This is a genomic window from Streptomyces tirandamycinicus (genome assembly GCF_003097515.1).
Taxonomy (GTDB): domain Bacteria; phylum Actinomycetota; class Actinomycetes; order Streptomycetales; family Streptomycetaceae; genus Streptomyces; species Streptomyces tirandamycinicus.
This window is the reverse complement of the sequence record NZ_CP029188.1, coordinates 4064405-4089700: the sequence shown is the minus strand read 5'-3', so window position 1 is coordinate 4089700 and position 25296 is coordinate 4064405. Positions and strand designations below refer to the sequence as shown.

At 72.4% G+C, this 25296-nt stretch carries 28 protein-coding genes; 6 read left to right on the top strand and 22 right to left on the bottom strand.

The window, feature by feature from the left end; all coding sequences use genetic code 11:
- Positions 1-40: 40 nt before the first annotated feature.
- Positions 41-598, top strand: coding sequence for a L,D-transpeptidase (locus DDW44_RS18245; RefSeq protein WP_240800516.1), 558 nt, complete (start codon positions 41-43; stop codon positions 596-598).
- 182 nt (positions 599-780) lie between these two features.
- Here DDW44_RS18245 and DDW44_RS18240 read toward each other — a convergent pair whose 3' ends face one another.
- The 8 genes from DDW44_RS18240 to DDW44_RS18205 form a co-directional block, all read right to left on the bottom strand.
- The gene (locus DDW44_RS18240) at positions 781-993 is read right to left on the bottom strand and encodes a hypothetical protein (RefSeq protein WP_018889320.1); all 213 of its coding nucleotides are present in this window, start codon (positions 991-993) and stop codon (positions 781-783) included.
- Between the two features lie 187 nt (positions 994-1180).
- Positions 1181-1705 (bottom strand): tRNA (adenosine(37)-N6)-threonylcarbamoyltransferase complex ATPase subunit type 1 TsaE, encoded by a 525-nt coding sequence (gene tsaE / locus DDW44_RS18235; RefSeq protein WP_108907079.1) that lies wholly within the window; start codon positions 1703-1705, stop codon positions 1181-1183.
- Positions 1677-2906, bottom strand: coding sequence for an alpha/beta fold hydrolase (locus DDW44_RS18230; protein WP_018889322.1), 1230 nt, complete (start codon positions 2904-2906; stop codon positions 1677-1679). The genes tsaE and DDW44_RS18230 overlap by 29 nt, the downstream gene beginning before the upstream one ends.
- A 57-nt stretch (positions 2907-2963) precedes the next feature.
- On the bottom strand, positions 2964-4175 hold the full coding sequence (alr, locus tag DDW44_RS18225) for an alanine racemase (protein WP_108907078.1): 1212 nt from the start codon (positions 4173-4175) through the stop codon (positions 2964-2966).
- Positions 4176-4266: 91 nt separating this feature from the next.
- The gene (locus DDW44_RS18220; protein ID WP_208647974.1) at positions 4267-5700 is read right to left on the bottom strand and encodes an NAD(P)H-hydrate dehydratase; all 1434 of its coding nucleotides are present in this window, start codon (positions 5698-5700) and stop codon (positions 4267-4269) included.
- 285 nt (positions 5701-5985) lie between these two features.
- The gene (locus DDW44_RS18215; protein ID WP_017949621.1) at positions 5986-6354 is read right to left on the bottom strand and encodes a holo-ACP synthase; all 369 of its coding nucleotides are present in this window, start codon (positions 6352-6354) and stop codon (positions 5986-5988) included.
- Entirely contained in the window at positions 6351-8198 is a 1848-nt protein-coding gene (gene glmS, locus DDW44_RS18210; RefSeq protein ID WP_018889326.1) for a glutamine--fructose-6-phosphate transaminase (isomerizing), read from the bottom strand. The genes DDW44_RS18215 and glmS overlap by 4 nt, the downstream gene beginning before the upstream one ends.
- Positions 8199-8299: 101 nt before the next feature.
- Positions 8300-9103, bottom strand: coding sequence for a hypothetical protein (locus tag DDW44_RS18205; RefSeq protein ID WP_108907076.1), 804 nt, complete (start codon positions 9101-9103; stop codon positions 8300-8302).
- 179 nt (positions 9104-9282) lie between these two features.
- Here DDW44_RS18205 and coaA point away from each other — a divergent pair, with 179 nt between their 5' ends.
- Positions 9283-10275 (top strand): type I pantothenate kinase, encoded by a 993-nt coding sequence (gene coaA / locus DDW44_RS18200; RefSeq protein ID WP_108907075.1) that lies wholly within the window; start codon positions 9283-9285, stop codon positions 10273-10275.
- A 61-nt stretch (positions 10276-10336) separates the two neighbouring features.
- Positions 10337-11284: a DUF389 domain-containing protein gene (locus DDW44_RS18195; protein WP_108907074.1), complete on the top strand. Its 948-nt coding sequence runs from the start codon at positions 10337-10339 to the stop codon at positions 11282-11284.
- A gap of 3 nt (positions 11285-11287) precedes the next feature.
- On the opposite strand, the gene DDW44_RS18190 is transcribed toward DDW44_RS18195, so the two are convergent.
- Complete coding sequence (locus tag DDW44_RS18190; protein WP_017949626.1) at positions 11288-11533, bottom strand: GntR family transcriptional regulator; 246 nt, start codon at positions 11531-11533, stop codon at positions 11288-11290.
- A gap of 177 nt (positions 11534-11710) precedes the next feature.
- Here DDW44_RS18190 and DDW44_RS18185 point away from each other — a divergent pair, with 177 nt between their 5' ends.
- Complete coding sequence (locus DDW44_RS18185) at positions 11711-11944, top strand: hypothetical protein (protein ID WP_017949627.1); 234 nt, start codon at positions 11711-11713, stop codon at positions 11942-11944.
- Entirely contained in the window at positions 11941-12138 is a 198-nt protein-coding gene (locus tag DDW44_RS18180) for a hypothetical protein (protein ID WP_017949628.1), read from the top strand. The genes DDW44_RS18185 and DDW44_RS18180 overlap by 4 nt, the downstream gene beginning before the upstream one ends.
- A gap of 117 nt (positions 12139-12255) precedes the next feature.
- Here the strand turns inward: DDW44_RS18180 and DDW44_RS18175 are convergent, their stop codons facing one another.
- The 5 genes from DDW44_RS18175 to DDW44_RS18155 form a co-directional block, all read right to left on the bottom strand.
- Positions 12256-13656, bottom strand: coding sequence for an alpha/beta hydrolase family protein (locus DDW44_RS18175; RefSeq protein ID WP_108907073.1), 1401 nt, complete (start codon positions 13654-13656; stop codon positions 12256-12258).
- A gap of 134 nt (positions 13657-13790) precedes the next feature.
- The gene (gene glmM / locus DDW44_RS18170) at positions 13791-15149 is read right to left on the bottom strand and encodes a phosphoglucosamine mutase (RefSeq protein ID WP_018889330.1); all 1359 of its coding nucleotides are present in this window, start codon (positions 15147-15149) and stop codon (positions 13791-13793) included.
- A 200-nt stretch (positions 15150-15349) separates the two neighbouring features.
- A complete protein-coding gene (rpsI, locus tag DDW44_RS18165; RefSeq protein WP_017949631.1) occupies positions 15350-15868 on the bottom strand; it encodes a 30S ribosomal protein S9 in 519 nt (172 codons plus the stop codon).
- 41 nt (positions 15869-15909) lie between these two features.
- A complete protein-coding gene (rplM, locus tag DDW44_RS18160; RefSeq protein ID WP_017949632.1) occupies positions 15910-16353 on the bottom strand; it encodes a 50S ribosomal protein L13 in 444 nt (147 codons plus the stop codon).
- A gap of 473 nt (positions 16354-16826) precedes the next feature.
- Positions 16827-18488 carry an ABC-F family ATP-binding cassette domain-containing protein gene (locus tag DDW44_RS18155; protein ID WP_108907072.1) on the bottom strand — a complete coding sequence of 554 codons (1662 nt, stop codon included), beginning with the start codon at positions 18486-18488 and terminating at the stop codon, positions 16827-16829.
- Positions 18489-18535: 47 nt separating this feature from the next.
- Here DDW44_RS18155 and DDW44_RS18150 point away from each other — a divergent pair, with 47 nt between their 5' ends.
- Positions 18536-19411 carry a hypothetical protein gene (locus DDW44_RS18150; protein ID WP_108908869.1) on the top strand — a complete coding sequence of 292 codons (876 nt, stop codon included), beginning with the start codon at positions 18536-18538 and terminating at the stop codon, positions 19409-19411.
- Positions 19412-19675: 264 nt separating this feature from the next.
- Here the strand turns inward: DDW44_RS18150 and truA are convergent, their stop codons facing one another.
- The 8 genes from truA to map all read right to left on the bottom strand — a co-directional run bounded on the left by truA (position 19676) and on the right by map (position 25205).
- The gene (truA, locus tag DDW44_RS18145; protein WP_108907071.1) at positions 19676-20545 is read right to left on the bottom strand and encodes a tRNA pseudouridine(38-40) synthase TruA; all 870 of its coding nucleotides are present in this window, start codon (positions 20543-20545) and stop codon (positions 19676-19678) included.
- A 97-nt stretch (positions 20546-20642) separates the two neighbouring features.
- Entirely contained in the window at positions 20643-21182 is a 540-nt protein-coding gene (gene rplQ / locus DDW44_RS18140) for a 50S ribosomal protein L17 (RefSeq protein ID WP_108907070.1), read from the bottom strand.
- Between the two features lie 201 nt (positions 21183-21383).
- Positions 21384-22406 carry a DNA-directed RNA polymerase subunit alpha gene (locus tag DDW44_RS18135; protein WP_017949642.1) on the bottom strand — a complete coding sequence of 341 codons (1023 nt, stop codon included), beginning with the start codon at positions 22404-22406 and terminating at the stop codon, positions 21384-21386.
- Positions 22407-22607: 201 nt separating this feature from the next.
- Positions 22608-23012 carry a 30S ribosomal protein S11 gene (gene rpsK / locus DDW44_RS18130; protein ID WP_017949643.1) on the bottom strand — a complete coding sequence of 135 codons (405 nt, stop codon included), beginning with the start codon at positions 23010-23012 and terminating at the stop codon, positions 22608-22610.
- 65 nt (positions 23013-23077) lie between these two features.
- Positions 23078-23458 (bottom strand): 30S ribosomal protein S13, encoded by a 381-nt coding sequence (gene rpsM / locus DDW44_RS18125; RefSeq protein WP_018889340.1) that lies wholly within the window; start codon positions 23456-23458, stop codon positions 23078-23080.
- 198 nt (positions 23459-23656) lie between these two features.
- Positions 23657-23770: a 50S ribosomal protein L36 gene (gene rpmJ, locus DDW44_RS18120; protein ID WP_003956441.1), complete on the bottom strand. Its 114-nt coding sequence runs from the start codon at positions 23768-23770 to the stop codon at positions 23657-23659.
- 58 nt (positions 23771-23828) lie between these two features.
- Positions 23829-24050 carry a translation initiation factor IF-1 gene (gene infA / locus DDW44_RS18115; RefSeq protein ID WP_003956442.1) on the bottom strand — a complete coding sequence of 74 codons (222 nt, stop codon included), beginning with the start codon at positions 24048-24050 and terminating at the stop codon, positions 23829-23831.
- A 318-nt stretch (positions 24051-24368) separates the two neighbouring features.
- Positions 24369-25205: a type I methionyl aminopeptidase gene (gene map / locus DDW44_RS18110; protein ID WP_108907069.1), complete on the bottom strand. Its 837-nt coding sequence runs from the start codon at positions 25203-25205 to the stop codon at positions 24369-24371.
- Positions 25206-25296: the final 91 nt, after the last annotated feature.

Genomic DNA, 25296 nt, shown 5'->3' with positions numbered 1-25296 from the left:
TACCGTCACTCACGCAGGTGTGCGAGCGAGGGGAGCAGGCGTGGCAAGGAGCAGCTCGGGAACGGTGGCCGGGCTCACCGCTGCGGCCCTCGCCGTCGTCGCCTTCCTCGCCTACCAGGCCTCCGCGAACGTGCCGGAGAGCCTGGCGAAGCCCCGGGCCGCCGCCCCCAGCGCCCGCCCCTCGGAGGCCGCCGCCGCCGAAGAACCGCGGAAGGACCCGCTGGCCGTGCCCACGGGTTCCGGTACGGGCGTCCGCGTCGTCTACTCGCTGGGCGAGCGCCGGGTCTGGCTGGTCGGCGCGGAGCAGCTCACCCAGACCTTCCCCGTGATGCCCAGCACCATCAGCCCGAAGCCCGGCACCTACGAGGTGACGTCGCGCAGCGGCAGGATCGAGGGCTCGGACGGCGTGGAGATCGAGCACGTGGTGCGGTTCGCGACGGTCGACGACGTGTCGATCGGTTTCAGCGCCGCCGTGGACGGGTCGATGTCGAGCCCGGTCCCGGGCACGAAGACCGGCGGCGTACGGATGAAGCGGGCCGATGGCGACGCCATGTGGACGTTCGCGACGATCGGCTCGAAGGTCGTCGTCGTCCCGTAGCCGTAGCCGAAGCAGGCGCGGGCGCGCGGCGGACGCGGGCGCGCTCGGCAGCGACGGGTGCAAGGCCCCGGGGCGGGCCGGACGGCGGACCCGGGCGTACGGCCCGGAGGCAGGTCCGCACGGCAGGCACCGACGGGAGACCCCGGCGGCGGGCCCCGGGAAGTGGACTTCACCCGAAGGGACTACGCGGCGTCGCGGCGGGGTTCCTGCTCCTCGGGGACGGGCTCCCCGGACCGGGCGGCTCCGCCGCGGTCGCCCGGCGGGGTGGAGACCGCGCTGGCCGCCGCGCACGAGGCCAGCAGATCACGCATGGAGAACGCCGCCGGCGACGGCCGGGGCGACGGGTTCGGCGGTGACTCCGCCGTGTGCTCGGCCGTGTGCTCGGACGCCGACATGGATGCCTCCTGGTGGTCCGGGGGCAGGCGCGGTTAGGCAGACCTAACCGCGTACTTGCCTCCATGTGACCATGCCCGGAGCAGCGGATGCAACACCTTGCCGACATCTTGTCGGAACGTACCCGCGGGGCGGATCAGGCGACGCCCGTGGACCGGACGCCGGGGCTGCCCGGCAGCCGGCGGGGGGTCAGGCGGTGAGCCCCGCCAGCCCGGCGTCCGCCCAGCGCGGACCCACGCCGGTGAGCGTGATCCGGCGGCGGTCGTCGTCCGTGTTGCCCACGACCCGGTGGATGACGACATGCAGCCGGTCCTCCGAGAGGTCCTCGACCTTGCCGTCCCCCCACTCCACGACGACCACCGACTCCGGCAGCGACACGTCGAGGTCGAGGTCCTCCATCTCGTCCAGCCCGCCACCCAGCCGGTACGCGTCCACGTGCACCAGCGCGGGTCCGCCCACCAGGGACGGGTGCACCCGGGCGATCACGAAGGTCGGCGAGGTGACGGCGCCGCGGACACCGAGGCCCTCACCGAGCCCGCGCGCCAGGGTCGTCTTGCCGGCACCGAGCTCGCCGGTGAGCAGCACGAGGTCACCGGGCCGCAGCAGTTTCGCGAGCCGGCGGCCCAGCTCCTGCGTCTGCTCCGGCGAGGTGAGGGTGAGACGGGCGGCGGGCTGGTGAGCGGTCTCAGCCGCCGGGCTGTGCGGTGCTTCCATACGTGCCAACGTTAGCCGCTGACGGGACCGCCCCGACCCGCACCAGCAGGTCCGCCAGCCGGTCGGTGACCACCTCCGGGTGCTCCAGCATCACCAGGTGCCCCGCGTCCGGCACGATGACCAGCTCGGAGTCCGGCAGCAGGTCCGCGATCGCCTCGCTGTGCGAACTGGGGGTGACCAGGTCGCGGTCACCGGCCAGCACCAGCACCGGGACCTCCTGGAACACGTCCAGGGCGGCCGCCTTGTCGTGCTCGGCGAACGCCGGGTAGAACTCGGCGACCACGTCGATCGGCGTGCCCTCGATCATCCGCTCGGCGAACCTGGCCACCGCCGGGTCCACGTCCCTCGAACTGAACGAGTAGCGCTTGATCAGCCCCGCGAACAGATCGGCCGTCGCCCTCCGGCCGCGCTCCACGAGCTCCGCCTGGGAGCCCAGCGCCTTCAGGACCCCCGGCAGCACCCGGCGTACCACGTTGACGCCCGCCACCGGCAGTCCGTAGTTCACCTCGCCGAGCCGGCCGGCCGAGGTGCCGACGAACGCGGCCCCCACGACCCGCTCCCGGATCAGCTCCGGGTGCGCGGCGGCGAGCGCCATCAGCGTCATACCGCCCATCGAATGGCCCACCAGCACCAGCGGCCCCTCCGGGGCCGCCTCGTCGATGACCGTCTTGAGATCGCGGCCCAGCCGGTCGATGGACACCGGCACCCCGTCGGGCCCGGTCTGGGAGGCCCCCCGGCCCGAGCGGCCGTGGCTGCGCTGGTCCCAGTGGACGGTACGGACCAGCCCGCGCAGCGCGGCCCGCTGGAAGTGCCAGGAGTCCTGGTTGAGGCAGTAGCCGTGGCTGAACACGACGGTCACCGGCGCGGGGGCCTTGCGGCCGAACAGCCTGCGCCGGCGCGGCGCCGCGCCGCCCGTCTCCGGGTCCACCTCGTCCGTCTCGAAGTACAGGGCCGTGCCGTCGTCGGCGACGGCTCTGCCCGGAGTGCCGCGAAGCGCCCCGTAGGGCCCGGAGGCGTCCAGGGCGAGCCGGGCCTTCCGGCGCATGCCGCGGCCCACGGTCATCCGCTCTATCGCGACGCCCGCCGCCGCACCGGCGGCGATCACCCCTATGGCGGCGCCGGCGACACCCGCCCGGCGCCAGTTGCCCGTGGCGGCATCGGTCACCGCCGCCGCCACGTCCCCCGCGCTGTTCTCGCTCACCGTGCCGCTCCTACTGGTGCTACCGGTGCTACCGGTCGTCGTCTCCTGGTCGTCCGGTCAGTCGCCGGATGCCGTGCCCGTGCCCGTGACCCCGTTCCCGCCCGCCTTCTCGTGCTCTTGCTCGTGCTCGTGGAGATGGACGCGGGGGACGCGGGGCCCTATCCGGGTCACGATCTCGTAGGCGATCGTGCCCGCCGCCTCCGCCCAGTCCTGGGCGGTCGGCTCGCCCCCGTCGCCCGGGCCGAACAGCACCGCCTCCGCGCCCTCCTCGACCGCACCCCGGTCGGGGCCGAGGTCGACGACGAACTGGTCCATCGCCACCCGGCCGGCCACCCGCCGCCACTCGCCGCCGACCAGCACCGGACCGCGGCCGGAGGCATGCCTCGGGATGCCGTCGGCGTACCCCACCGGCACCAGCCCGAGGGTGGTCTCGCCGCCGGTGACGTAGTGGTGCCCGTAACTGACGCCGTGTCCGGGCGGAACCCGCTTCACCAGCGCCACCGACGCCTTGAGCGTCATCACCGGGCGCAGTCCGAAGTCCGCGGGCGTGCCCAGCTCCGGGCTGGGCGAGATCCCGTACACCGCGACACCGGTGCGCACCAGGTCGAAATGGCTCTCCGGAAGGGTCAGCGCCGCAGGGGAGTTGGCGATGTGCCGCACCTCCGGCTCGACGCCCTCCTTCTCGGCGTACGCCACCAGGTCCCTGAAGACGGACAGCTGCGCCGCGATGGACGGATGACCGGGCTCGTCGGCGCAGGCGAAGTGCGACCAGAGACCGGTGATCCTGACGGTGCCCGCCTGTTCGGCGGCACGGGCGGCCGCGACCAGTTCGGCCCAGTCGGCGGGCTGGCAGCCGTTGCGGCCCAGTCCCGTGTCGGCCTTGAGCTGGACCCTGGCGGCCCGGCCCGCCTCCTCGGCGGCCCGGGTCACCTCACGCAGCGCCCACATGCCGCTGACCGACACGTCCAGGTCGGCCTCGACCGCCTCGCGCCAGGGGCCCCCGGGCGTCCACAGCCAGCACATCACCCGGCCGCCGATCCCGGCGGCCCGCAGGGCGAGCGCCTCCTCCGGCGTCGCGGTCCCCAGCCACTGGGCTCCCGCGGCCAGCGCCGCCCTCGCGCAGGGCACCATCCCGTGCCCGTACGCGTCCGACTTGACCACGGCCATGAGGGCGGCGCGGGGCGCCCGCGCGCGCAGTGCGCGGACGTTGGCGCGCAGCGCGGCGAGATCGATCTCGGCGCGGGCCCGGAAGGGTGCTTCTTGAGTCATCGCGCTCAGTGTCTCAGAGGCTTACCACCCGGTTCGTACGGCGACGGCCACGAGTGGCGCTGGTCACCCGCCCGCTGTGGCCCGCGCCACGTCAGGGCGTCAGCGTGTCGCGCCAGGCCCGCGGGATCGCCGCGGCCACGTCCTGGGCGGACACCGGGGCGCCCAGCGAGGCGAGCCGCGCCGCCAGGCCGTGCAGATACGCGGCCACGGACCCGGCGTCGAGCGGTTCGAGGCCGGCGGCGAGCAGCGAACCGGCGAGCCCCGACAGCACATCGCCGCTGCCCGCCGTCGCGAGCCACGAGGTGCCGGTCGGGTTCACCCTCACCGGACGGCGGGCGTCCGCGTCGGCCACCAGCGTCGTGGAACCCTTCAGCAGCACCGTGGCGCCGTACTTGGTGGCCAGCGACCGCACCGAGCCGAGCCGTGCGGCCTCCACCTGCCCGCGGTCCACTCCCAGCAGCGCCGCCGCCTCACCCGCGTGCGGGGTGAGCAGCGTGGGGGCGCTGCGGGCCCGCACCGCGTCCGGGTCGAGGCTCCGCAGGCCGTCGGCGTCGACCAGGACCGGGACGTCGGACTCCAGTACCTCCGCCACCCCCGGTGCGTCACCGAGGCCCGGCCCGACGACCCACGCCTGCACCCGGCCCGCGCGGGAGGGCGGCCAGCCGTGCACCAGCGCCTCCGGGAAGCGGGCGATCACCGCGTCCGCGCCTGGGCCGACGTAGCGTACGGCCCCGGCGCCGCCGTGCACCGCGCCCGCCACGGCGAGCACCGCGGCGCCCGGGTAGCGGGCCGACCCGGCGACGACGCCGACGACCCCGCGCCGGTACTTGTCGCTCTCCGGGGCGGGCACCGGCAGCAGCCGTGCCACGTCGTCGTGCTGCAGCGCCTCCAGATCGGGGACGGACGGCAGCCGGGAACCCAGGCCGATGTCGACGAGCCGCAGGGCCCCGGCGTGCTGGTGCGCCGGGTCGACGAGCAGGCCCGGCTTGTACGCGCCGAAGGTGACGGTGGCGTCGGCCCGCACCGCCTCGCCCTTCACCTCGCCGGTGTCCGCCTCGACGCCGCTGGGCAGATCGACGGCGACGACCATCGCGCCGGAGCCGCGCGCGGCCCGCGCCAACGGGACGGCGTCCGGACGCAGACCGCCGTGGCCGCCGATGCCCGTGATGCCGTCCAGGACGACGTCGGCGACGGCGAGCACCCCGAACGGGTCCTCGGCGACCCGGCCCCCGGCGGCCCGCAGCGCCGCGAGTCCGCCCCGGTGGGCGCGGTCCGGATCGAGCAGCACCGCGCTCACTCCGGCGCCCCGGCGGGCCAGCCGCGCGCCCGCGTACAGCGCGTCGCCGCCGTTGTCGCCGCTGCCGACCAGCAGCACGATGCGGGCGCCGGAGACGCGCGGCAGCAGCCCGGCGACCGCCGCGGCGAGCCCCGCGGCGGCCCGCTGCATGAGCGCCCCCTCCGGCAGCCCGGCCATCAGTTCGGCCTCGGCGGCCCTTACGGTGTCGACGCTGTAGGCATGACGCATGCTCAGAAGCATGCCGTGCGCGCGTGCGTCGCGCTCGGCGTTGCGGGTGCGGAGGCGTCCGCCGGGCTCGGCGTCGCGGGTGCGGCGGGTCAGGCGGCGTACCACCGCGCGAGACGCCGCCGGTGCGGCGGGCCCGGCGGCGTCCACCCGCTCGGCACCGTGGTCGCGGCGGGTGCGGCGCGTACAGCGGGTGCGGCGGGTGCGGCGCGTCCGGCGGGTCCGGCGGGGAGCGCCCGCGTACCACCGTGTGGAACGCCGCGGTGGTCCGGCGGGCGCGATCCGCCGCTACCCCTCCGCGACCACCATCGCCGACGCCACCCCGGCGTCATGGCTGAGCGAGAGGTGCCACGACCGCACCCCCCGCTCACGCGCCGCCGCCGCCACCGTGCCGGTGACGCGCAGACGCGGCCGGCCCGAGTCCTCGACCCAGACCTCGCAGTCCGTCCAGAGCAGTCCCGCCGGCGCGCCCAGCGCCTTCGCGACGGCCTCCTTCGCGGCGAAGCGGGCCGCGAGGGAGGCGATTCCGCGCCGTTCGCCGCTCGGGAGGAGCAGTTCGCTCCGGAGGAAGAGCCGGTCCGCCATCGCCGGCGTCCGGCGCATCGCCTCCTCGAAGCGGTCGATCTCGGCTACGTCGATCCCCACCCCGACGATCATTCGACGGTGACCGACTTCGCCAGGTTGCGCGGCTGGTCCACCTCGTTGCCCCGGGCGGTGGCGAGTTCGCAGGCGAACACCTGGAGCGGCACGGTCGCCACCATCGGCTGGAGCAGCGCCGGGGTCTGCGGAATGCGGATCAGATGGTCGGCGTAGGTCTCGACCGCCGTGTCCCCCTCCTCGGCGATCACGATGGTGCGCGCGCCGCGGGCCCGGATCTCCTGGATGTTGGACACGATCTTGTCGTGCAGCACGGACCGGCTGCGCGGCGACGGCACGACGATGACCACCGGCACGTCGTTCTCGATCAGGGCGATGGGGCCGTGCTTGAGCTCGCCGGCCGCGAAGCCCTCGGCGTGCATGTAGGCGAGTTCCTTCAGCTTCAGCGCGCCTTCCAGGGCCACCGGGTAGCCGACGTGCCGGCCGAGGAAGAGCACCGTGTTCTTGCGGGCCAGCGAGCGGGCCAGCTCGCGCACCGGTTCCATGGTGGCGAGGACCTGCTCCACCTGGGTGGCGATCTGCGAGAGGTCCCGGATGACGGCCCGGATCTCGTCGCCCCACTTGGTGCCGCGCACCTGCCCGAGGTACAGCGCCACCAGGTAGCACGCGACGAGCTGGGTCAGGAACGCCTTGGTCGAGGCGACCGCGACCTCCGGCCCGGCGTGCGTGTAGAGCACGGCGTCCGACTCGCGCGGGATGGTGGAGCCGTTGGTGTTGCAGATGGCGAGGACCTTCGCGCCCTGCTCGCGGGCGTGGCGCAGCGCCATGAGCGTGTCCATGGTCTCGCCGGACTGCGAGATGGCGACGACGAGGGTGCGCTGGTCGAGGATCGGGTCGCGGTAGCGGAACTCGCTCGCCAGCTCCACCTCGCACGGGATCCTCGTCCAGTGCTCGATGGCGTACTTGGCGATGAGCCCGGCGTGGAACGCCGTGCCGCACGCCACGATGACCACCTTCTGCGCCTCCCGCAGCACCGCGGCGGGGATCCGCACCTCGTCGAGCGTGAGCGAACCGTCCTCGTCGATCCGGCCGAGCAGCGTGTCGGCGACGGCCTTCGGCTGCTCGGCGATCTCCTTGAGCATGAAGTAGTCGTAGCCGCCCTTCTCGGCGGCCGAGGCGTCCCAGTCCACGTGGTACGAGCGCACGTCGGCGGGCGCGCCGTCGAAGTCGGTCACCGTGACGCCGTCGCGCCGGAGTTCGACGACCTGGTCCTGCCCGAGTTCGATGGCCGAGCGGGTGTGGGCGATGAACGCCGCGACGTCCGAGGCCAGGAACGCCTCGCCGTCGCCGACGCCGACGACGAGGGGGGAGTTGCGCCGGGCGCCGACGACGACGTCCGGCTCGTCCGCGTGGACGGCGACCAGCGTGAACGCACCGTGCAGCCGCCGGCACACCAGCCGCATGGCCTCGGCGAGTTCACCGCAGGACGAGAACTCCTCGGCGAGCAGATGGGCCACGACCTCGGTGTCCGTCTCGGAGGCGAGGTCGTGGCCGCGCTCGGTCAGCTCGGCCCGCAGTGCGGCGAAGTTCTCGATGATGCCGTTGTGGACGACGGCGACCCGCCCGGCGTTGTCCAGGTGCGGATGGGCGTTGGCGTCGGTGGGGCCGCCGTGGGTGGCCCACCTCGTGTGCCCGATGCCGGTGGAGCCGCTCGGCAGCGGACGGTCGGTGAGCTCCTTCTCCAGGTTGAGCAGCTTCCCGGCCTTCTTGGCGGCGGCCAGCCCTCCGTCGGCGAGGACGGCCACGCCCGCCGAGTCGTAGCCCCGGTATTCCAGCCGCTTGAGCCCGGCGATGACGACATCGAGCGCGGACTGCGCTCCCACGTAACCCACGATTCCGCACATGGCGGCAGCCTACGACTCCGGCGCCCCGCTCGCCGCAGTCGCGGGGCACGTGAGCGCGGCGGCCCGCCGCCGGCCGGTCGTGCGGCCGTTGGCGGAGCCGGTCAGCCGAGCTTCGCGGCCTGGGCGTCGATGACGGCGGTGGGCAGCGGGAAGTCCTTGCCCGAAGCGATGGAACCGAGGTTGAAGGAGGAGAACGAGGCGAGGGTCGCACCCTGGCGCACCAGCACCACCTTGTGCGGCATCTTCTCGCCCTCCTGCTCGGACAACAGCGCCCAGGCGGTGGCCTCCTGCCCGCCCGACACCTTGATCTCCTCCACCTTGACGATCTTCGACTTGTCGGTGCCCATCGTCATGCCGAAGCCACCCGCGCAGGCGCGGGCAGCGGTCCGCAGACCGGCGACGGCCTCCTCGGCGCCCTTGCCGTCGTAGGAGGAGACGGAGACCATCGTGGCGGTCAGGTCGAAGGCCGAATTGAGCGCCTCCTCCACGTCCTCGTCCGTCAGGTCGCCCAGGTCGCCCAGGTCGGCCGCCGCGTCGTCCTTCTTCTTCGGCTCCTCGACCACCTTGCGCTTGACGGTCGCCTTCGCGTCCCCGAGCGGCACGGTTGCCACGGCGTCGGCGAGCGGCTTGCACTCGGCCTTGTCGGCGACGACCTGGCCGCCGGGGACCTCGTCCTCGGGCCCGGCCTTGGTGACCTTGTGGCCCTTGACCTCCCCCTCGGCCAGGGCGAGCTTCTCCAGCTCGGTGGCGGTCAGCGCCTTGGCCGCGGGCTCGGCGGCGGCCGGGGACCCGGCCTTGCCCTTGTCACCGCCCTCGTTGGTCCCGCCGCCGCTGCAGGCGGTGAGCAGGGCCAGGGAGACGGCGGTGACGGCAACGGCGGTACGGCGGGCGGCGGAGGTTCGCATGAGGGTTCTTTCTGTGTGATTGATGTGAACACGATATGGCCGCCCGGCGACAGAGCGATCATGCAGGGTGCGACGCCGCCCGAACCGTGACCCTCATGTGATCGTCCGGGGCCGGGTCCGGGGCCCCGCGTGACCGAGCCCACCCCCCACGCCGCGCCCCCAGCACCGACAATGGCCATGTGATCACTTCGCCGCCACGAAGCCGCAGGGCCGAACGGGCCGAGGCGTCCCCGTACGTCGACCTGACCCGCGAGGAGTGGAGCGCACTCCGCGAGAAGACGCCGCTGCCGCTGACCGCCGCCGAGGTCGAACGGCTCCGCGGCCTCGGCGACGTCATCGACCTCGACGAGGTGCGGGACATCTATCTGCCGCTGTCCCGACTGCTCAACCTGTACGTCGGGGCCACCGCCAACCTGCGCGGCGCCCTGAACACCTTCCTCGGCGAGGCGGGCAACGGCCACGGCACCCAGCGCGGCACCCCGTTCGTCATAGGCGTCGCGGGCTCCGTCGCCGTCGGCAAGTCCACGGTGGCCCGGCTGCTGCAGGCGCTGCTCGCCCGCTGGCCCGAGCACCCGCGGGTCGAACTGGTCACCACCGACGGGTTCCTCTACCCGATGAAGGAGCTCCAGGACCGGGGGCTGATGTCGAGGAAGGGCTTTCCCGAGTCGTACGACCGCCGCGCCCTGACCCGTTTCGTCGCCGACATCAAGGCCGGCAAGGACGAGGTGTCCGCGCCGGTCTACTCGCACCTCATCTACGACATCGTCCCCGGTGAGCGGCTGACCGTGCGCCGCCCGGACATCCTGATCGTCGAGGGCCTCAACGTCCTCCAGCCCGCGCTGCCCGGCAAGGACGGCCGCACCCGGGTCGGTCTCGCCGACTACTTCGACTTCTCCGTGTACGTGGACGCGCGGCCGGAGGACATCGAGCGCTGGTACCTCAGCCGCTTCCGCAAGCTGCGCGAGACCGCGTTCCAGAACCCGTCCTCGTACTTCCGCAAGTACACCCAGGTCTCCGAGGAGGAGGCGCTGGACTACGCGCGGACGATGTGGCGGACGATCAACGGCGTCAATCTGCAGGAGAACGTGGCCCCGACGCGCGGGCGTGCCACCCTGGTCCTGCGCAAGGGCCCCGACCACAAGGTCCAGCGGCTGTCCCTGCGCAAGCTCTGAGCCCGCCGCCCGCCGTACCGGCCGGACGGCCCGACCGGAAGACCGCCGAGGAGCCGTCCGCGTGCTGCACCTGCGTCTGATCGTCCCGCCCGACCGCACCGAGCGGGTCGTCCACACCATCGAGAAGACGGTGGGCACGACACACCTCGTGGTGCTCACCGGCGCCGCCCGCAACCCGTCGGGCGACCTGGTGCTGTGCGACGTCGCCCGCGAGGCCGGGGACGAACTGATCGGCGGCCTGCGGGAGCTGGGGCTGGACCGCGAGGGCGCGATCTCGGTGGAAAGCGTCGACCTGTCGCTGTCCACGCGGGCGGACGAGGCGGAGCGGCAGGCACCGGGCGAGCCCGCGGACGCGGTGCTGTGGGAGCAGCTGACCGACGCGACCCACGAGGAGTCGACGCTCTCCGTCACCTACCTGGCGTTCCTGACGCTGGCGACCATGATCGCGGCGTGCGGTGTGGTGCTGGACAACGCGATCCTGATCGTGGGCGCGATGGCCGTCGGCCCGGAGTTCGGCCCGCTCGCGGGCTTCAGCACGGCGGTGGTGCAGCGCCTCCCCCGGCTCGCGCTGCGCTCGCTGGTGGCGCTGGTGGTGGGCTTCGCGGTGGCCATGGCGGTCACGGTGCTCTTCAGTCTCTTCATGACCGGCGCCGGGCTGTTCGAGTCCTCGATGCTGCGCGCCGACCGTCCGAACACGGCGTTCATCTACGACCCGGACTTGTTCTCGTTCGTCGTCGCCGTCCTGGCGGGCGTCGCCGGCACCCTGTCGCTGACGTCCGCCAAGTCCGGGGCGCTGGTCGGGGTCGCCATCTCGGTGACGACGGTTCCGGCGGGAGCGAACGCGGCGGTGGCGCTCAGCTACGAAGCTTACGGGCAGGCGTGGGGCTCCAGCCTGCAACTGCTGCTAAACCTGCTCGGGATCATCCTCGCGGGAACACTGACGCTGTTCGTCCAGAAGTGGCTGTGGTCCCGCCAGCGCCGCGCGATGCGGAGGCCGGCGGGGGCGTGACCGTCAGCGGGACGCGTCGGTTGCACCCCGGTCGGTGACGAAGGAGCCCATGCCGTGTGCCGTGGTGATCAGCCCCTCGTCCCGGAGGGCTGCCGTCGCCTTGCGCACCGTGATCCGCGCGACGCCGAACTCCTCCTCCATCTGCATCTCGGAGATGCGATGACGCGGCGGGTACTCGCCGGTGGCGATGCGCTCTCGGATCACGTCGGCGATCTGCACCCACTTGGGGCGGGTCGGGTCGTACTCCATCACCCGGGTGACCGTACACAGTCGCGGCCATCCGAACACAGAAGCTTACGTCGCATGTTCTCTATAGACATCTATAAATCTCACCTCTAGCGTCGACCCAGGAGAGCCCCGGCGACGGATGCAGCCGTCTCGGGGACGTGGCCATCAACCGACTACGGGAACCAAGGAGCCGATGACGTGACCGACCTCATCCTCCACCTCGCCGCACGGATGCGGCGTTGGCTGGACCGGCGCTTCCCTCCAGGAGCGAACCCCGGCGGCACTCCCCCGTCCGCGCCGGTCGCGCGCCCGGCACCGCGCCTGCCCGCGCATCGCAGCCCGTACGGCCTCGACGGACCGCTCGACGGAAACGCGGGCGCGTTGGTACGCCCCTACCTTGGCGACGCCCTCCTCCACGAGTTCGCCGCATGAGCCACGACCGCTCCCCGGAACTGCCGCCGCCCGTGCGCATGTGCGTGCGCTGCGAGCGGATCACGGACGATCCCGTCGTGGTGCACGAGGTCCACAGCGCCAGCGGTCCCGGATGGAACGTGTACGCCTGCCGCGGCTGTGCATCTCACTTCCCGCCGCCCGCCGACGTGTTCGACCTGCTGCCGGGCGACTGAGCCGGGCGACCGGGCCCCGCACGACGGCGGGGCGGACCCGGCCTCGCGCCGTACACGCCCGGCAGCTCCCGGCCCGCCCCGCAGCGCCCGGCCCGCCCGGGAGCTCGTCCGGCGGGACTACCCCAGCGTCCCCTGCAGCCAGTCGAACACGACCTCGCAGTGCACCTGCGGCGCCATCGGGGAGCAGTGCAGCTGCGCGCCCTCGGCCGCGGTGAGCTTCACATAGTCCTTGGGCGCGGTCAGCGCGTCGAACATCTGCTGGGCCTGACCCGGATAGAACTGCTCGTCCTCGTAGTCGAGTACCAGCGTCGGCGTCTTGATGCGCGGCACGATGTCGGTGATCGTCAGCGCCTGGATGCGCCTCGCGGGGGTGTAGAAGTCGGTGAACATCCTGCCCTCGCGGGCCGCGAGCATCGCCGGGACGGAGAAGGGCTCGATGCGCTTCTTCATCGTCGCGGCGTCCGCGGGGGACAGCGCGGGAACGACCTCCTCGTTCCAGATCCTGTTCGTCTCCTCCTTGCTCGGAGTGAGGATCTCCCGGACCTCCGCGGGGAAGCCCAGCCACGGCTCCACGCAGCCGGGCATCGCCACCAGGGCCGCGATCCGGTCCTCGAACGCCGCGGCCCGGGGAGCCAGGTCGCCGGCCATGCTCAGCCCGGTGAGACCGATCTTGGAGGGGTCCACGTCGGGGCGCTCGGACAGCCAGTCGACGAGGGGTCCGACGACCTTCTCCCAGGTGGGGGTGAAGACCACCTGGTCCACGAAGAGCAACTGGCCCTGACCGGGGCCGTCGTAGACCAGGGCGTTCCAGCCGCGGTCCAGGGCGGCCGCGACGCCGTAGGTCCACATGTCGACGTTCTGCCCGTCGCTGCCGTTGGTGAGGATCACGGTGGGGCGGCGGGTGTTCGACGGGTCCGGCCGGAAGAACCACACCGGCAGCGGGGTCGTGCCGTAGGGGACGTTGGCCTTCACCGGCGCCGGGTCGCACAGGTCGCAGAACCTGTCCCAGGCGCCCCGTCCCGCCTTGTAGAGGTCCTCCTCGCTGCCCGGGTCGTCCGAGCCGAGGACGAAGAACAGCGCCTGGGCGTAGTACTGCGCGGCCCGCAGCGCACGGAAGCGGGTGGTCTGGTCGTCGGGCTTGCTGCCCGGAGGCGGCCCCGTCACCTTGTCGCCGAGCTCGCGGAAGGTCTTGACGTACGTCTGCGCGGAGAGGCCGGCCTTGTTGACGGCGTTCACCGCGGTGAGGACCTCGCCCACCTCCGCCGCGCTGAACCCGGCCCCGCCGAGAGCCCACAGGCAGCTGAAGTTGTAGGCCGGCTCCTTGAACAGGGTCATCACACCGGGCGTCGGATCGTCCGCCGGGCTCTGCGGCGAACGGGCTCCGCTCGGCGTCGGCGCGTTCGCGGGCTTCGCCCCCGGCGAGGTGCACCCGGCCAGTACGGCCGCCCCGCCGACGAGGCCGGCCAGTGCCGAGCGGCGGCTCGGCCCTGGCGCGCGGTCGGCTGATACGTACGTCATGCCAGCCGAACGTAGGAGCAGTGCGGCCGGGCCGCCGGCCGCGACACCCGCCGTTCCCCCGAACGGCGGGCCGCGTAGTGCCGCGTCAGCCCAGCGCGGACGTGACGGCGTCAGCCGGCGCCGACTTCACCGCGTCAGCCCAGCGCCGACTTCACCGCGTCGGCCAGCCGCCCGGCCACCGAGCGGGCCTGCTCGATGTCCGCGGCCTCGACCATCACGCGGACCAGCGGCTCGGTGCCGGAGGGGCGCAGCAGCACCCGGCCGGTGGCGCCGAGCTCCCGCTCGGCCTCGCCGACCGCGGCGGCCAGTTCCGCCGACGAGGAGACGCGCGACTTGTCGACGTCCGGGACGTTGACCAGGACCTGCGGGAGGCGGTCCATGACACCGGCCAGCTCGGCCAGCGAGCGGCCGGTCGCGGCGACGCGGGCCGCCAGCATCAGTCCGGTGAGGGTGCCGTCGCCGGTGGTGGCGTGGTCGAGCACGATGACATGGCCGGACTGCTCGCCGCCCAGGGCGTAGCCGTGCTCCTTCATCGACTCCAGTACATAGCGGTCGCCGACGGCGGTCTGCACCAGCTCGATGCCCTCGCGCTCCATCGCCAGCTTGAAGCCCAGGTTCGACATCACGGTGGCGACGACGGTGTCGCCGCGCAGGGTGCCCGCCTCGCGCATGGCCAGCGCCAGGACCGCGAGGATCTGGTCGCCGTCGACCTCGTTGCCCTCCGCGTCCACGGCGAGGCAGCGGTCGGCGTCGCCGTCGTGCGCGATGCCGAGGTCGGCCCCGTGGTCCACGACCGCGGCCTTCAGCAGGCCGAGGTGGGTCGAGCCGCAGTTGTCGTTGATGTTGAGGCCGTCCGGCTCGGCGCCGATCGTGACCACCTCGGCGCCGGCCCTGGCGAACGCCTCGGGCGAGACCCGGGCCGCGGCGCCGTGCGCCTCGTCGAGGACGACCTTCAGCCCGTCGAGCCGGTTCGGCAGGACGGCGATGAGGTGGGCGACGTACTTGTCGAAGCCCTCGTCGTAGTCCCGGACCCGGCCCACGCCCGCGCCGGTCGGCCGGTCCCACGGCGCGCCGGTGCGGTGCTGCTCGTACGCGGTCTCGATGCGGTCCTCGATCTCGTCGGCGAGCTTGTGTCCGCCGCGGGCGAAGAACTTGATGCCGTTGTCCGGCATGGCGTTGTGGCTCGCGGAGAGCATCACGCCGAGGTCGGCGCCGAGCGCGCCGGTGAGGTACGCCACCGCAGGGGTGGGCAGCACGCCGACCCGCAGGACGTCCACACCCGCGCTCGCGAGGCCCGCCACCACGGCGGCCTCCAGGAACTCCCCGGACGCGCGGGGATCACGTCCGACCACCGCCGTCGGCCGATGGCCCTCGAACGTGCCCGCCTCGGCGAGCACGTGCGCCGCGGCGACCGAGAGGCCGAGCGCCAGCTCCGCCGTCAGATCCGCGTTCGCGACACCGCGCACACCGTCCGTGCCGAAGAGTCGTCCCACTGGTGTCCTCCGATTGTGCTCCGAAAACGCAGGCCCCGCGGTGTCCCTGCGCGAGGGTGCGGGGGTTCCGGCTGCCGTTATACGCCGGGGTTACGGGGCCGTGTCATCCCGGGGGGTCGCCCCGGGGCCGATATACGGAACGCCCCGGCGGCACCGAGTGCCGCCGGGGCGTTCCTACGCCGTGCAGGCGAGCAGGCGATTTAGCGCTTGCTGTACTGCGGGGCCTTGCGGGCCTTCTTCAGACCGGCCTTCTTCCGCTCGACCGCGCGGTCGTCGCGGCGCAGGAAGCCGGCCTTCTTCAGCGGGCCGCGGTTGTTCTCCACGTCCGCCTCGTTCAGCGCGCGGGCCACACCGAGGCGCAGGGCGCCGGCCTGGCCGGACACGCCGCCACCCGCGATACGGGCGATGACGTCGTAGCGGTCGTCGAGCTCGAGCACCTTGAAGGGCTCGTTGACTTCCTGCTGGTGCACCTTGTTCGGGAAGTAGTCCTCGAGGGTGCGACCGTTGATGGTCCACTTGCCGGTGCCCGGCACGATGCGGACACGGGCGATGGCGTTCTTGCGGCGGCCCAGGCCGGCGGCCGGCTGCGGCTCGCCGAAGCGGGACGCGAGCGACTCGCTCGTGTACTCGCCCTCGACGGGGGCGTCGGACTCGAAGGTGGTGACCTCGGCGTAGGTCTCTTCGCCCTCGAGCGGGGTCTCGGTGGTGGTCTCGGCCACGATGCTCCTCAGATTCTGTTCGTCTTAGGGGGTGGCCGGACTTACTGCGCGACCTGGGTGATCTCGAACGGGACCGGCTGCTGGGCAGCGTGCGGGTGGTTCTCGCCCGCGTAGACCTTCAGCTTCGAGAGCATCTGACGGCCCAGGGAGTTCTTCGGGAGCATGCCCTTGACGGCCTTCTCGACGGCCTTCTCCGGGTTCTTGTCCAGCAGCTCGTCGTAGCGGACGGAGCGCAGACCACCCGGGTAGCCGGAGTGGCGGTACGCCATCTTCTGGGTCCGCTTGTTGCCGGACAGGTGCACCTTGTCGGCGTTGATGATGATGACGAAGTCACCAGCGTCGACGTGGGGTGCGTAGATCGGCTTGTGCTTGCCCCGCAGGAGGGTGGCAGCGGTGGTGGCCAGACGGCCCAGGACGACGTCCTGGGCGTCGATGACGTGCCACTGGCGCGTCACATCGCCGGGCTTGGGGCTGTACGTACGCACGGTCGTAGCCTTCGCTTCTTCAGTGATGGGATCCCCCGGCTTGCGAAAGCACGGAGGACGGGGTCCTGACAAGGCCACCCGGACGATCACGACAGCCCTGGCCGCACATCGGGGACGCAACCCGAGTGCACGCCGCTGGTCATCGGCCCGGTGGACCGGCGTAAGGGCCCCTCACGTGAGATAGAGCAAGCCAATACGCATAACGAACCAGCAGAATACCCGCGCTCCCCCGCACGGGTCAAAACGCCCCGGCCCCGCGACACTGCCCGGCCGACGGGCCCCGTACCCGCCGTGACCCGGCCCGGACCGGCACCCGCGGGCCTCCGGCCGCTCGGACCTCGCCACCGCCGGGCCCGGAAGCCGCCACCGCCGGACCGGTCCACCCGCCGGAGCCGGGCCCCGACCACCGTCCGGGCGCCCGGCCGGCCCCGGGCCCGGGCTGCCCCGGGCCCGGGCTGCCCCGGGCCCCGGCGCTACCGCGCCCGGACCACCCTCCGCTCGTCCCAGACCGGCTCCGGCGTCTCCCTGACCACCCCGTCGGAGCCGAAGACGAGGAAGCGGTCGAAGGAACGCGCGAACCAGCGGTCGTGCGTCACGGCGAGCACCGTGCCCTCGTACGCCTCCAGTCCCTGCTGCAGCGCCTCCGCCGACTCCAGGTCCAGGTTGTCCGTCGGCTCGTCCAGCAGCAGCGCGGTCGTGCCGCGCAGCTCCAGCAGCAGGATCTGGAAGCGCGCCTGCTGCCCGCCCGAGAGCCGGTCGAACGTCTGGTCGCCCTGGCGCTCCAGCTCGTAGCAGCGCAGGGCGCTCATCGCGCCGCCGCGGTCCTTGGCGTGCTCGGTCCACAGGATGTCGACCAGGGTGCGGCCCAGCAGCTCCGGGTGGGCGTGGGTCTGGGCGAAGTGCCCGGGCACCACCCGGGCGCCCAGCTTCCACGCCCCTGCGTGGGCCACCTCCTCCCCTGCCAGCAGCCGGAGGAAGTGGGACTTGCCGGAACCGTTCGAGCCGAGCACGGCGACCCGCTCGCCGTAGAAGACCTCCAGGGAGAAGGGCCTCATCAGACCCGTCAGCTCAAGGTTCTCGCAGGTCACGGCCCGTACCCCGGTCCGGCCGCCGCGCAGCCGCATCCGGATGTCCTGCTCGCGCGGGGGCTCCGGCGGCGGACCGGCCTCCTCGAACTTCCTGAACCGGGTCTGCATCGCCCGGTACCGCGACGCCATGTCGGGACTGATCGCCGCCTGCTGCCGCAGCCGGTGGACGAGCGCCTTCAGCCGGGCGTGCTCCTCCTCCCAGCGGCGCTTGAGCTCCTCGAAGCGGGCGAACCGCTCCCGCCGGGCCTGGTGGAAGGTGCCGAAGCCGCCGCCGTGGACCCAGACGTCGCTGCCCGCGGGCCCCGGCTCCACGGCCACGATCTTCTGCGCGGCCCTGGCCAGCAGCTCCCGGTCGTGGGAGATGAAGAGCACGGTCTTGCGGGTCTCCCGCAGCCGCTCCTCCAGCCAGCGCTTGCCGGGTACGTCGAGGTAGTTGTCCGGCTCGTCGAGCAGCAGCACCTCGTCCGGGCCGCGCAGCAGCGCCTCCAGCACCAGCCGCTTCTGCTCACCGCCGGACAGCGTGCCCACCAGGCGCCACTGGGCCTTCTCGTAGGGGACGCCGAGCGCGGCCGTGGTGCAGATGTCCCAGACGGTCTCGGCCTCGTACCCCTGCACCTCGGCCCAGTCGCTGAGGGCCTGCGCGTAGCGCATCTGCGCGGCCTCGTCGTCGACGGTCATGATCAGATGCTCGGCCTCGTCGACCGCGCGAGCCGCGTCCCTGATCCTGGGCGGCGCCACCGAGACCAGCAGGTCCCGGACGGTGCGCTCGTCACTGCCCCGCGGCCCTCCCGATCCGGGGGGCGATGCCGCGGAACCGACGAACTGCGGCATCACACCGAGGCCGCCGCCCGCCGACACCGTGCCGCCGTGCGGCCTCAGCTCGCCGGACAGCAGCCGCAGCAGGGTCGTCTTGCCCGCGCCGTTCGCCCCGACCAGGGCGGCCACGGAGCCCTCGCCCACCCGGAACGACACGTCGGCCAGCAGCGCCCTCCCGTCCGGAAGGTAGTACTCCAGATGCGCGACCTCGAGATGTCCCATGTCGGGCATTGTCACCGCAGGACATGCCCACGCCCAACAGGTTTAGGATGCGCGGCATGAGCTTTGGGGGATCGCAGTGGCCGCAGGACCCGCGGCAGCCGTACCGGTCGTACGGGGAGCCGGTCTCGTCGTCGACGCCCGACTGGGCGGCGCTGGCCGATGCCTCCGCCGCGCGGGCGCGGCGCAGGCGGTGGCTGCTCATCGGCGCGGGCGGTGTCGCCACGGCCGCCGTCGCCGCGATCGTGGCCACGGCCGTGGTCTTCACAGGCGACGCGGCGTCCTCCGGCAAGAACGCCGGTGAGCTGCCCACGGCGCCCGAACTGCCCGGACGCACCGCGCAGCCGGAGCCGTCGTTCTCCACCGTCGCTCCCCCGCCCCCGCCGAACCCCAGGGACTTCGTGTCCAGCGCCAAGAAGGACACCGCGCCGCTGAGCGCCGACACCCTCTTCCCCGGCGGGAAGCTGACGATGGGCGACCGGGTCTACACCAAGGGCCCCACGGCGCGCACGGCGGACTGCCCCTCCGCCACCCGGGGTTCGCTGGCCGCGGCCCTCCGGGCGCACGGCTGCGACCAGGTCATCCGCGCCACGTACACCAGGGACGGGGTGGCGGTCACCGTCGGCGTCGCCGTCTTCCCCACCGAGGCGCAGGCCCGGGCGGCGGTGAACCGGTCGGCCCGCGGCATCGCCCCGCTCTCCGGCTCGGGCGTCGCGGCCTTCTGCAAGGGCGGGCCGGTGTGCCGCTTCGTGGGCAACTCCTACGGCCGGTACGCCTACTTCACCGCCACCGGCTACATCAGCGGGAAGTCCGTCACCGCGGGCGACACCAAGGCGTTCCAGCCGGGCGACGACCTGGCGGAGTTCACGTTCCGCCAGATCGTGCGCCGCGGCGAGATGCAGGCGTCCGCGGCGGCGGCCGCCCCGGCGGGCTGACGGGCACGGGGCTTACCGGCACGGCGGTGTGCGCCCGACGCGTCCCGATCTCGGGGCGGCGGTCGTCATTCGGCACGCTCGGCGGTCCCGGTCGGGCTGCGCGAGGGGCGGCCTGGCCGGCAGGGGCGGACACGTCGGCACCGCTGCGCAAGTACGCCGCCGCGCTCTGACCGGCAGGTGACGTTCGGAGGGCCGGCCGCTCCCCCGGGGCGCCGGCCCTCCCCCGGCACCGGGGGGAGGTGCGCACGGCCGAGCTGCCACCGGTCAGCAGCAGCCCGCCGCCCCCGGACCGCGAGCCGGGAGCGTACGCCGGTTGCGTGCCTCGACGTTCCGGGCGGCCAGCAGTCCGTCGGCGGGATAGCCGACCTCCTCCAGGGTGAGCCCGTGCGGCCGCACGACGTGGACCGCCGAATCGCGGACACCGGCGGCCAGCACCCGGGCCGGCCAGTCCGCCGGGCGGTGGCCGTCGCCGACGAACAGCATCGCGCCGACGAGCGAGCGGACCATGTTGTGGCAGAAGGCGTCCGCCTTCACCGTCGCGGTGAGGATGCCGGACGCGTCGCGCTCCCAGCGCAGTTCCTGAAGGGTCCGAATGGTGGTGGCGCCCTCGCGCCTCTTGCAGTACGCGGCGAAGTCGTGCTCCCCCAGGAGCCGTTCGGCAGCCGTGTTCATGGCGTCCACGTCCAACGGCCAGTCGTGCCACAGCACATGGCCGCGCAGCAGCGGATCGACGCCGGACGGGTGGTCGGTGACGCGGTAGGCGTAGCGGCGCCAGATCGCCGAGAAGCGGGCGTTGAAGCCGGCCGGCGCCTCCTCGGCCCGCCACACCCGGACGTCGTGGGGCAGCCGACCGGCCAGCCGCCGCAGCAGCTTCTCCCGGTGCTCCGCCCAGAGGTCCTCCGGCAGATCGACGTGCGCGACCTGGCCGCGGGCGTGCACCCCCGCGTCCGTGCGGCCGGCGACGGTCAGCCCGTACGTGTCCGCCGAACGGGTGACGGTACGGATCGCGTCCTCGATCTCGGCCTGGACCGTCCGCTGCCCGCGCGTCTGCCGGGCCCAGCCCGAGAAGTCCCTGCCGTCGTAGGACAGGTCCAGGCGTACCCGTACGAAGCCGGGCCTCACGTCGTCACTCACGTCTCGTATGCCTCTCATGCTGTCAAGGGAACGGGCCCGCCCCCCCGCAAAAGGGGAACGGGCCCGTCCGTCAGCCGCAAAGCCGTCTCGGAACGCCTCAGGCGTCCTTCGACTCCTCGGCCGGAGCCTCGGCGGTGTCCTCGGCCTTGGTCTCCTCGGCCTTGACCTCGTCGGCCTTGACCTCGTCGGCCTTGGTCTCCTCGGCCTTGGCCTCGTCGGCTTCCTTGACCGCACGCTTGGTGGCGGCCTCGGCCTCGGCGACGGTGGCCTTCTTCGCGATCTCGCCCTCGACGAGCTCGATCACGGCCATCGGGGCGTTGTCACCACGACGGTTGCCGATCTTGGTGATCCGGGTGTAGCCACCCGGACGCTCGGCGTAGCGCGGGGCGATCTCGGTGAACAGCGTGTGGACGATGCTCTTGTCCGTGATCGTCTGCAGCACCAGGCGACGGTTGTGGATGTCGCCCTTCTTCGCCTTGGTGATCAGGCGCTCGGCGACCGGACGCAGGCGGCGGGCCTTGGCCTCGGTCGTGGTGATGCGGCCGTGCTCGAAGAGCGACTTCGCGAGGTTCGCGAGAAGCAGCTTCTCGTGCGCGGCGCTGCCGCCCAGACGGGCACCCTTGGCGGGCTTCGGCATGGTTCTTCTCCTCGTGATCTGCACCGGCCGTGTCAGGTACCGGTGTCAGCCTGTGCGAGAGGCTCGCGCCCCTCGCGCACCCCCCGGCGGTGCCGGGGACATCTGTGCCGGGCTCGCGCCCGGAGCCCGGGGCCGTGGCCCCGGAGGCAGCCACCCCGGCGGGGTGCGGGGCGCTCGGCCCCGCACCCCGCCGGGAGGTGCTCAGTACTGCTCGGTCTCGACGAAACCGGCGTCCGCGTCGTCGTCGGCGCCGAAGGCGTCGGCGGCGGCGGTCGGGTCGAATCCGGGCGGGCTGTCCTTGAGGGCCAGGCCCATGCCGGCCAGCTTCGCCTTGACCTCGTCGATCGACTTCGCACCGAAGTTGCGGATGTCGAGGAGGTCGGCCTCGGACCGGGCGACGAGCTCACCCACGGAGTGGATGCCCTCGCGCTTGAGGCAGTTGTAGGAGCGGACCGTGAGCTCCAGCTCCTCGATCGGCAGCGCCAGGTCGGCGGCGAGGGCGGCGTCCGTCGGGGACGGGCCCATGTCGATGCCCTCGGCGTCGATGTTGAGCTCGCGGGCCAGACCGAACAGCTCGACCAGGGTCTTGCCGGCCGACGCCATGGCGTCGCGCGGGCGCATGGCCTGCTTGGTCTCGACGTCGACGATCAGCTTGTCGAAGTCGGTGCGCTGCTCGACACGGGTCGCCTCGACCTTGTAGGTGACCTTGAGCACCGGGGAGTAGATGGAGTCGACCGGGATGCGGCCGATCTCCTGGCCCACCTGCTTGTTCTGCACGGCGGAGACATAGCCGCGACCGCGCTCGACGGTCAGCTCCATCTCCAGCTTGCCCTTGCCGTTCAGCGTGGCCAGCACCAGGTCGGGGTTGTGGACCTCGACACCGGCCGGGGGCGCGATGTCGGCGGCGGTGACCAGACCCGGGCCCTGCTTGCGCAGGTACATCACGACCGGCTCGTCGTGCTCCGAGGAGACGACCAGCTGCTTGATGTTCAGGATGAGGTCGGTGACGTCCTCCCTGACACCCGGCACGGTGGTGAACTCGTGCAGGACGCCGTCGATCCGGATGGACGTGACGGCCGCGCCCGGGATCGAGGAGAGGAGCGTACGGCGGAGGGAGTTGCCGAGGGTGTAGCCGAAGCCCGGCTCCAGCGGCTCGATCACGAACCGGGAGCGGTACTCGTCGACGACCTCTTCGGTCAGCGAGGGACGCTGAGCGATCAGCATGTCAGTGATCCTTCAGTCGTGGGCGCCCGCTATTTGACGCCCGACTCGGCCGGGACGGGCCCGGCTCTCAAAATACTGCGTACTGCAAGGGTACGGGCGGTACGTCCCACGAGGGGCCGTACCGCCCGAAGTCCCGGCCCGGGCGCTGAAGGCGCCGGTGGCGCCGGCGCCCGGAGCCGGACTCACAGCTGCGGCGACGCGTCAGACGCGGCGGCGCTTGGGGGGACGGCAGCCGTTGTGCGGCGTCGGGGTGACGTCCTGGATGGAGCCGACCTCGAGGCCGGTGGCCTGGAGGGAGCGGATCGCGGTCTCACGGCCGGAGCCCGGACCCTTGACGAAGACGTCGACCTTGCGCATGCCGTGCTCCTGCGCGCGGCGGGCGGCCGACTCGGCGGCCATCTGCGCGGCGAAGGGGGTGGACTTGCGCGAGCCCTTGAAGCCGACGTGGCCGGCGGAGGCCCAGGAGATCACGTTGCCGCTGGGGTCCGTGATCGAGACGATCGTGTTGTTGAACGTGCTCTTGATGTGCGCGTGGCCGTGAGCGACGTTCTTCTTTTCCTTGCGGCGCACCTTCTTGACGGCGCCCTGGCGTCCCTTGGGGGGCATGTATTTCTCCCGTGGAGGTGGTCGGTCCTACAGCGAAGACCGCTGGTAGAGCGTCCTGCTGAGGACTACTTCTTGCCCGGCTTCTTCTTGCCGGCGATGGCGCGACGCGGACCCTTGCGGGTACGGGCGTTCGTGCTGGTGCGCTGGCCGTGGACCGGCAGACCGCGGCGGTGGCGCAGACCCTGGTAGCAGCCGATCTCGACCTTGCGGCGGATGTCGGCCTGGATCTCGCGACGGAGGTCACCCTCGGTCTTGATGTTGTTGTCCACGTACTCGCGGATCTTGACCAGGTCCTCTTCGGCCAGGTCACGAACGCGGGTGTTCGGGTTCACACCGGTCGCGGCGAGGGTCTCCTGCGCCAGGGTGCGGCCGATGCCGAAGACGTAGGTGAGTGCGACCTCCACGCGCTTGTCGCGCGGGATGTCAACACCGGAAACGCGTGCCATTCAATGGCTCCTGTGGTGTTCGGGGGTCTGCAGCAGAACCGTCCCGGGCCGCCGACCGCTCCCTGAGGAGAGGTGGTACGTCCCGGTCCCCGGCCCCCGCCGGAGGTGTCGCCGGTCCATGCGGACTGGGCGGGCCCTGCTGGTGAACGTGTGTTGCTCGCGTCGCGCGAAGATCTGCGAAGTGCAGGTCGGCGTGCGTCAGCCCTGGCGCTGCTTGTGGCGCAGGTTGTCGCAGATGACCATGACCCGGCCGTGGCGGCGGATCACCTTGCACTTGTCGCAGATCTTCTTGACGCTCGGCTTGACCTTCATGGGATGTGAGGTTCTCCGGGTCAGTGCCAGCACCCCTCGGGAGAGGTGAGGGCAAGATCTACTTGTAGCGGTAGACGATCCGCCCGCGCGTCAGGTCGTACGGAGAGAGCTCCACGACGACCCGGTCGTCCGGGAGGATCCGGATGTAGTGCATCCGCATCTTGCCGGAGATGTGCGCGAGGACTTTGTGACCGTTCTGGAGCTCCACCTTGAACATGGCGTTCGGCAGGGACTCGATCACGGTGCCCTCGATCTCGATGGCACCTTGCTTCTTGGCCACGCTTCGCCCTTCGAATCGGCTACCTTGATCGGCTCTTGCCACCCTTCGACCGCAAGCGGGCATACGGGTACACGCGAACCGACGCATCAGTCTACGTCAGGCCCCTGGAAAAGACGAATCCGGGAAGTGTGCCCAAGGCGGGAGATCCTTAAGCAGGAGCGGGGCGGCCGGGACTGCCCGATCACCCCGCCCGCCCCCGGGGTGCGCCCCAGCGGCCGACGCGGACCGGGCCCTTCCCGCCAGGGCCCCGCTCACGCCGGCGGGTCCGCTCATGCCAGGACTCCGCTCATGCCAGGGCCCCTCGCGCCAGGACCCCGCTCAGGCCAGCGGGTCCGGAGCCGCCGTGACGCCCAGCTCCGCCAGCTTCGCCCGGCCGCCGTCCACGGCCGTCAGCACCAGCGGGCCCTCCTCCGTCAGGGCCACCGAGTGCTCCCAGTGCGAGGACCAGGTGCCGTCCGTGGTGATCACGGTCCAGTCGTCCGCGAGCACCTCCGTGTGCGGGGTCCCGAGCGACACCATCGGCTCGATCGCCAGGCAGAATCCGGGCACCAGCTTCGGGCCCTTGCCGCGCTTGCGGCTGACGTAGTTCAGCAGATGGGGGTCCATGTGCATCTCGGTGCCGATGCCGTGGCCGCCGTAGTCCTCGATGATCCCGTACCGGCCGCCGCCCGGCTTCGGCTGGCGGCGGATGTACGTCTCGATCGCCCGGGAGACGTCGACCAGCCGGTTGCCGTTGCGCATGGCGGCGATGCCGGCCCACATGGACTCCTCGGTCACCCGGGAGAGCTCCACCAGCTCCGGAGCGTGACCGTCGCCCACGAACGCGGTGAACGCCGCGTCGCCGTGCCAGCCGTCGACGATCGCCCCGGCGTCGACGGAGATGATGTCGCCGTCCTTGAGGACCGTCTTGCCGTCCGGGATGCCGTGGACGACGACCTCGTTCACCGAGGTGCAGATGGTGGCGGGGAACCCGCCGTACCCGAGGAAGTTGGACTTCGCCCCGTGGTCGGCGATCACCTTGCGGGCGACCTCGTCCAGGTCCTTGGTGGTGGCACCGGGGACCGCCGCCTCACGGGTCGCCGCGTGGATGGCGGCGACGACCAGCCCCGCCTCACGCATCTTCGCGATCTGCTCGGGGGTCTTGATCTGCACCATGTGGGCCGGCGCCTTTCAGAGTCGGAGAGTGGTTCGGCGGAATGCCTGGGTAATCAACGATACGGCCGCGGCGTCCTGGGGACACCGCGGC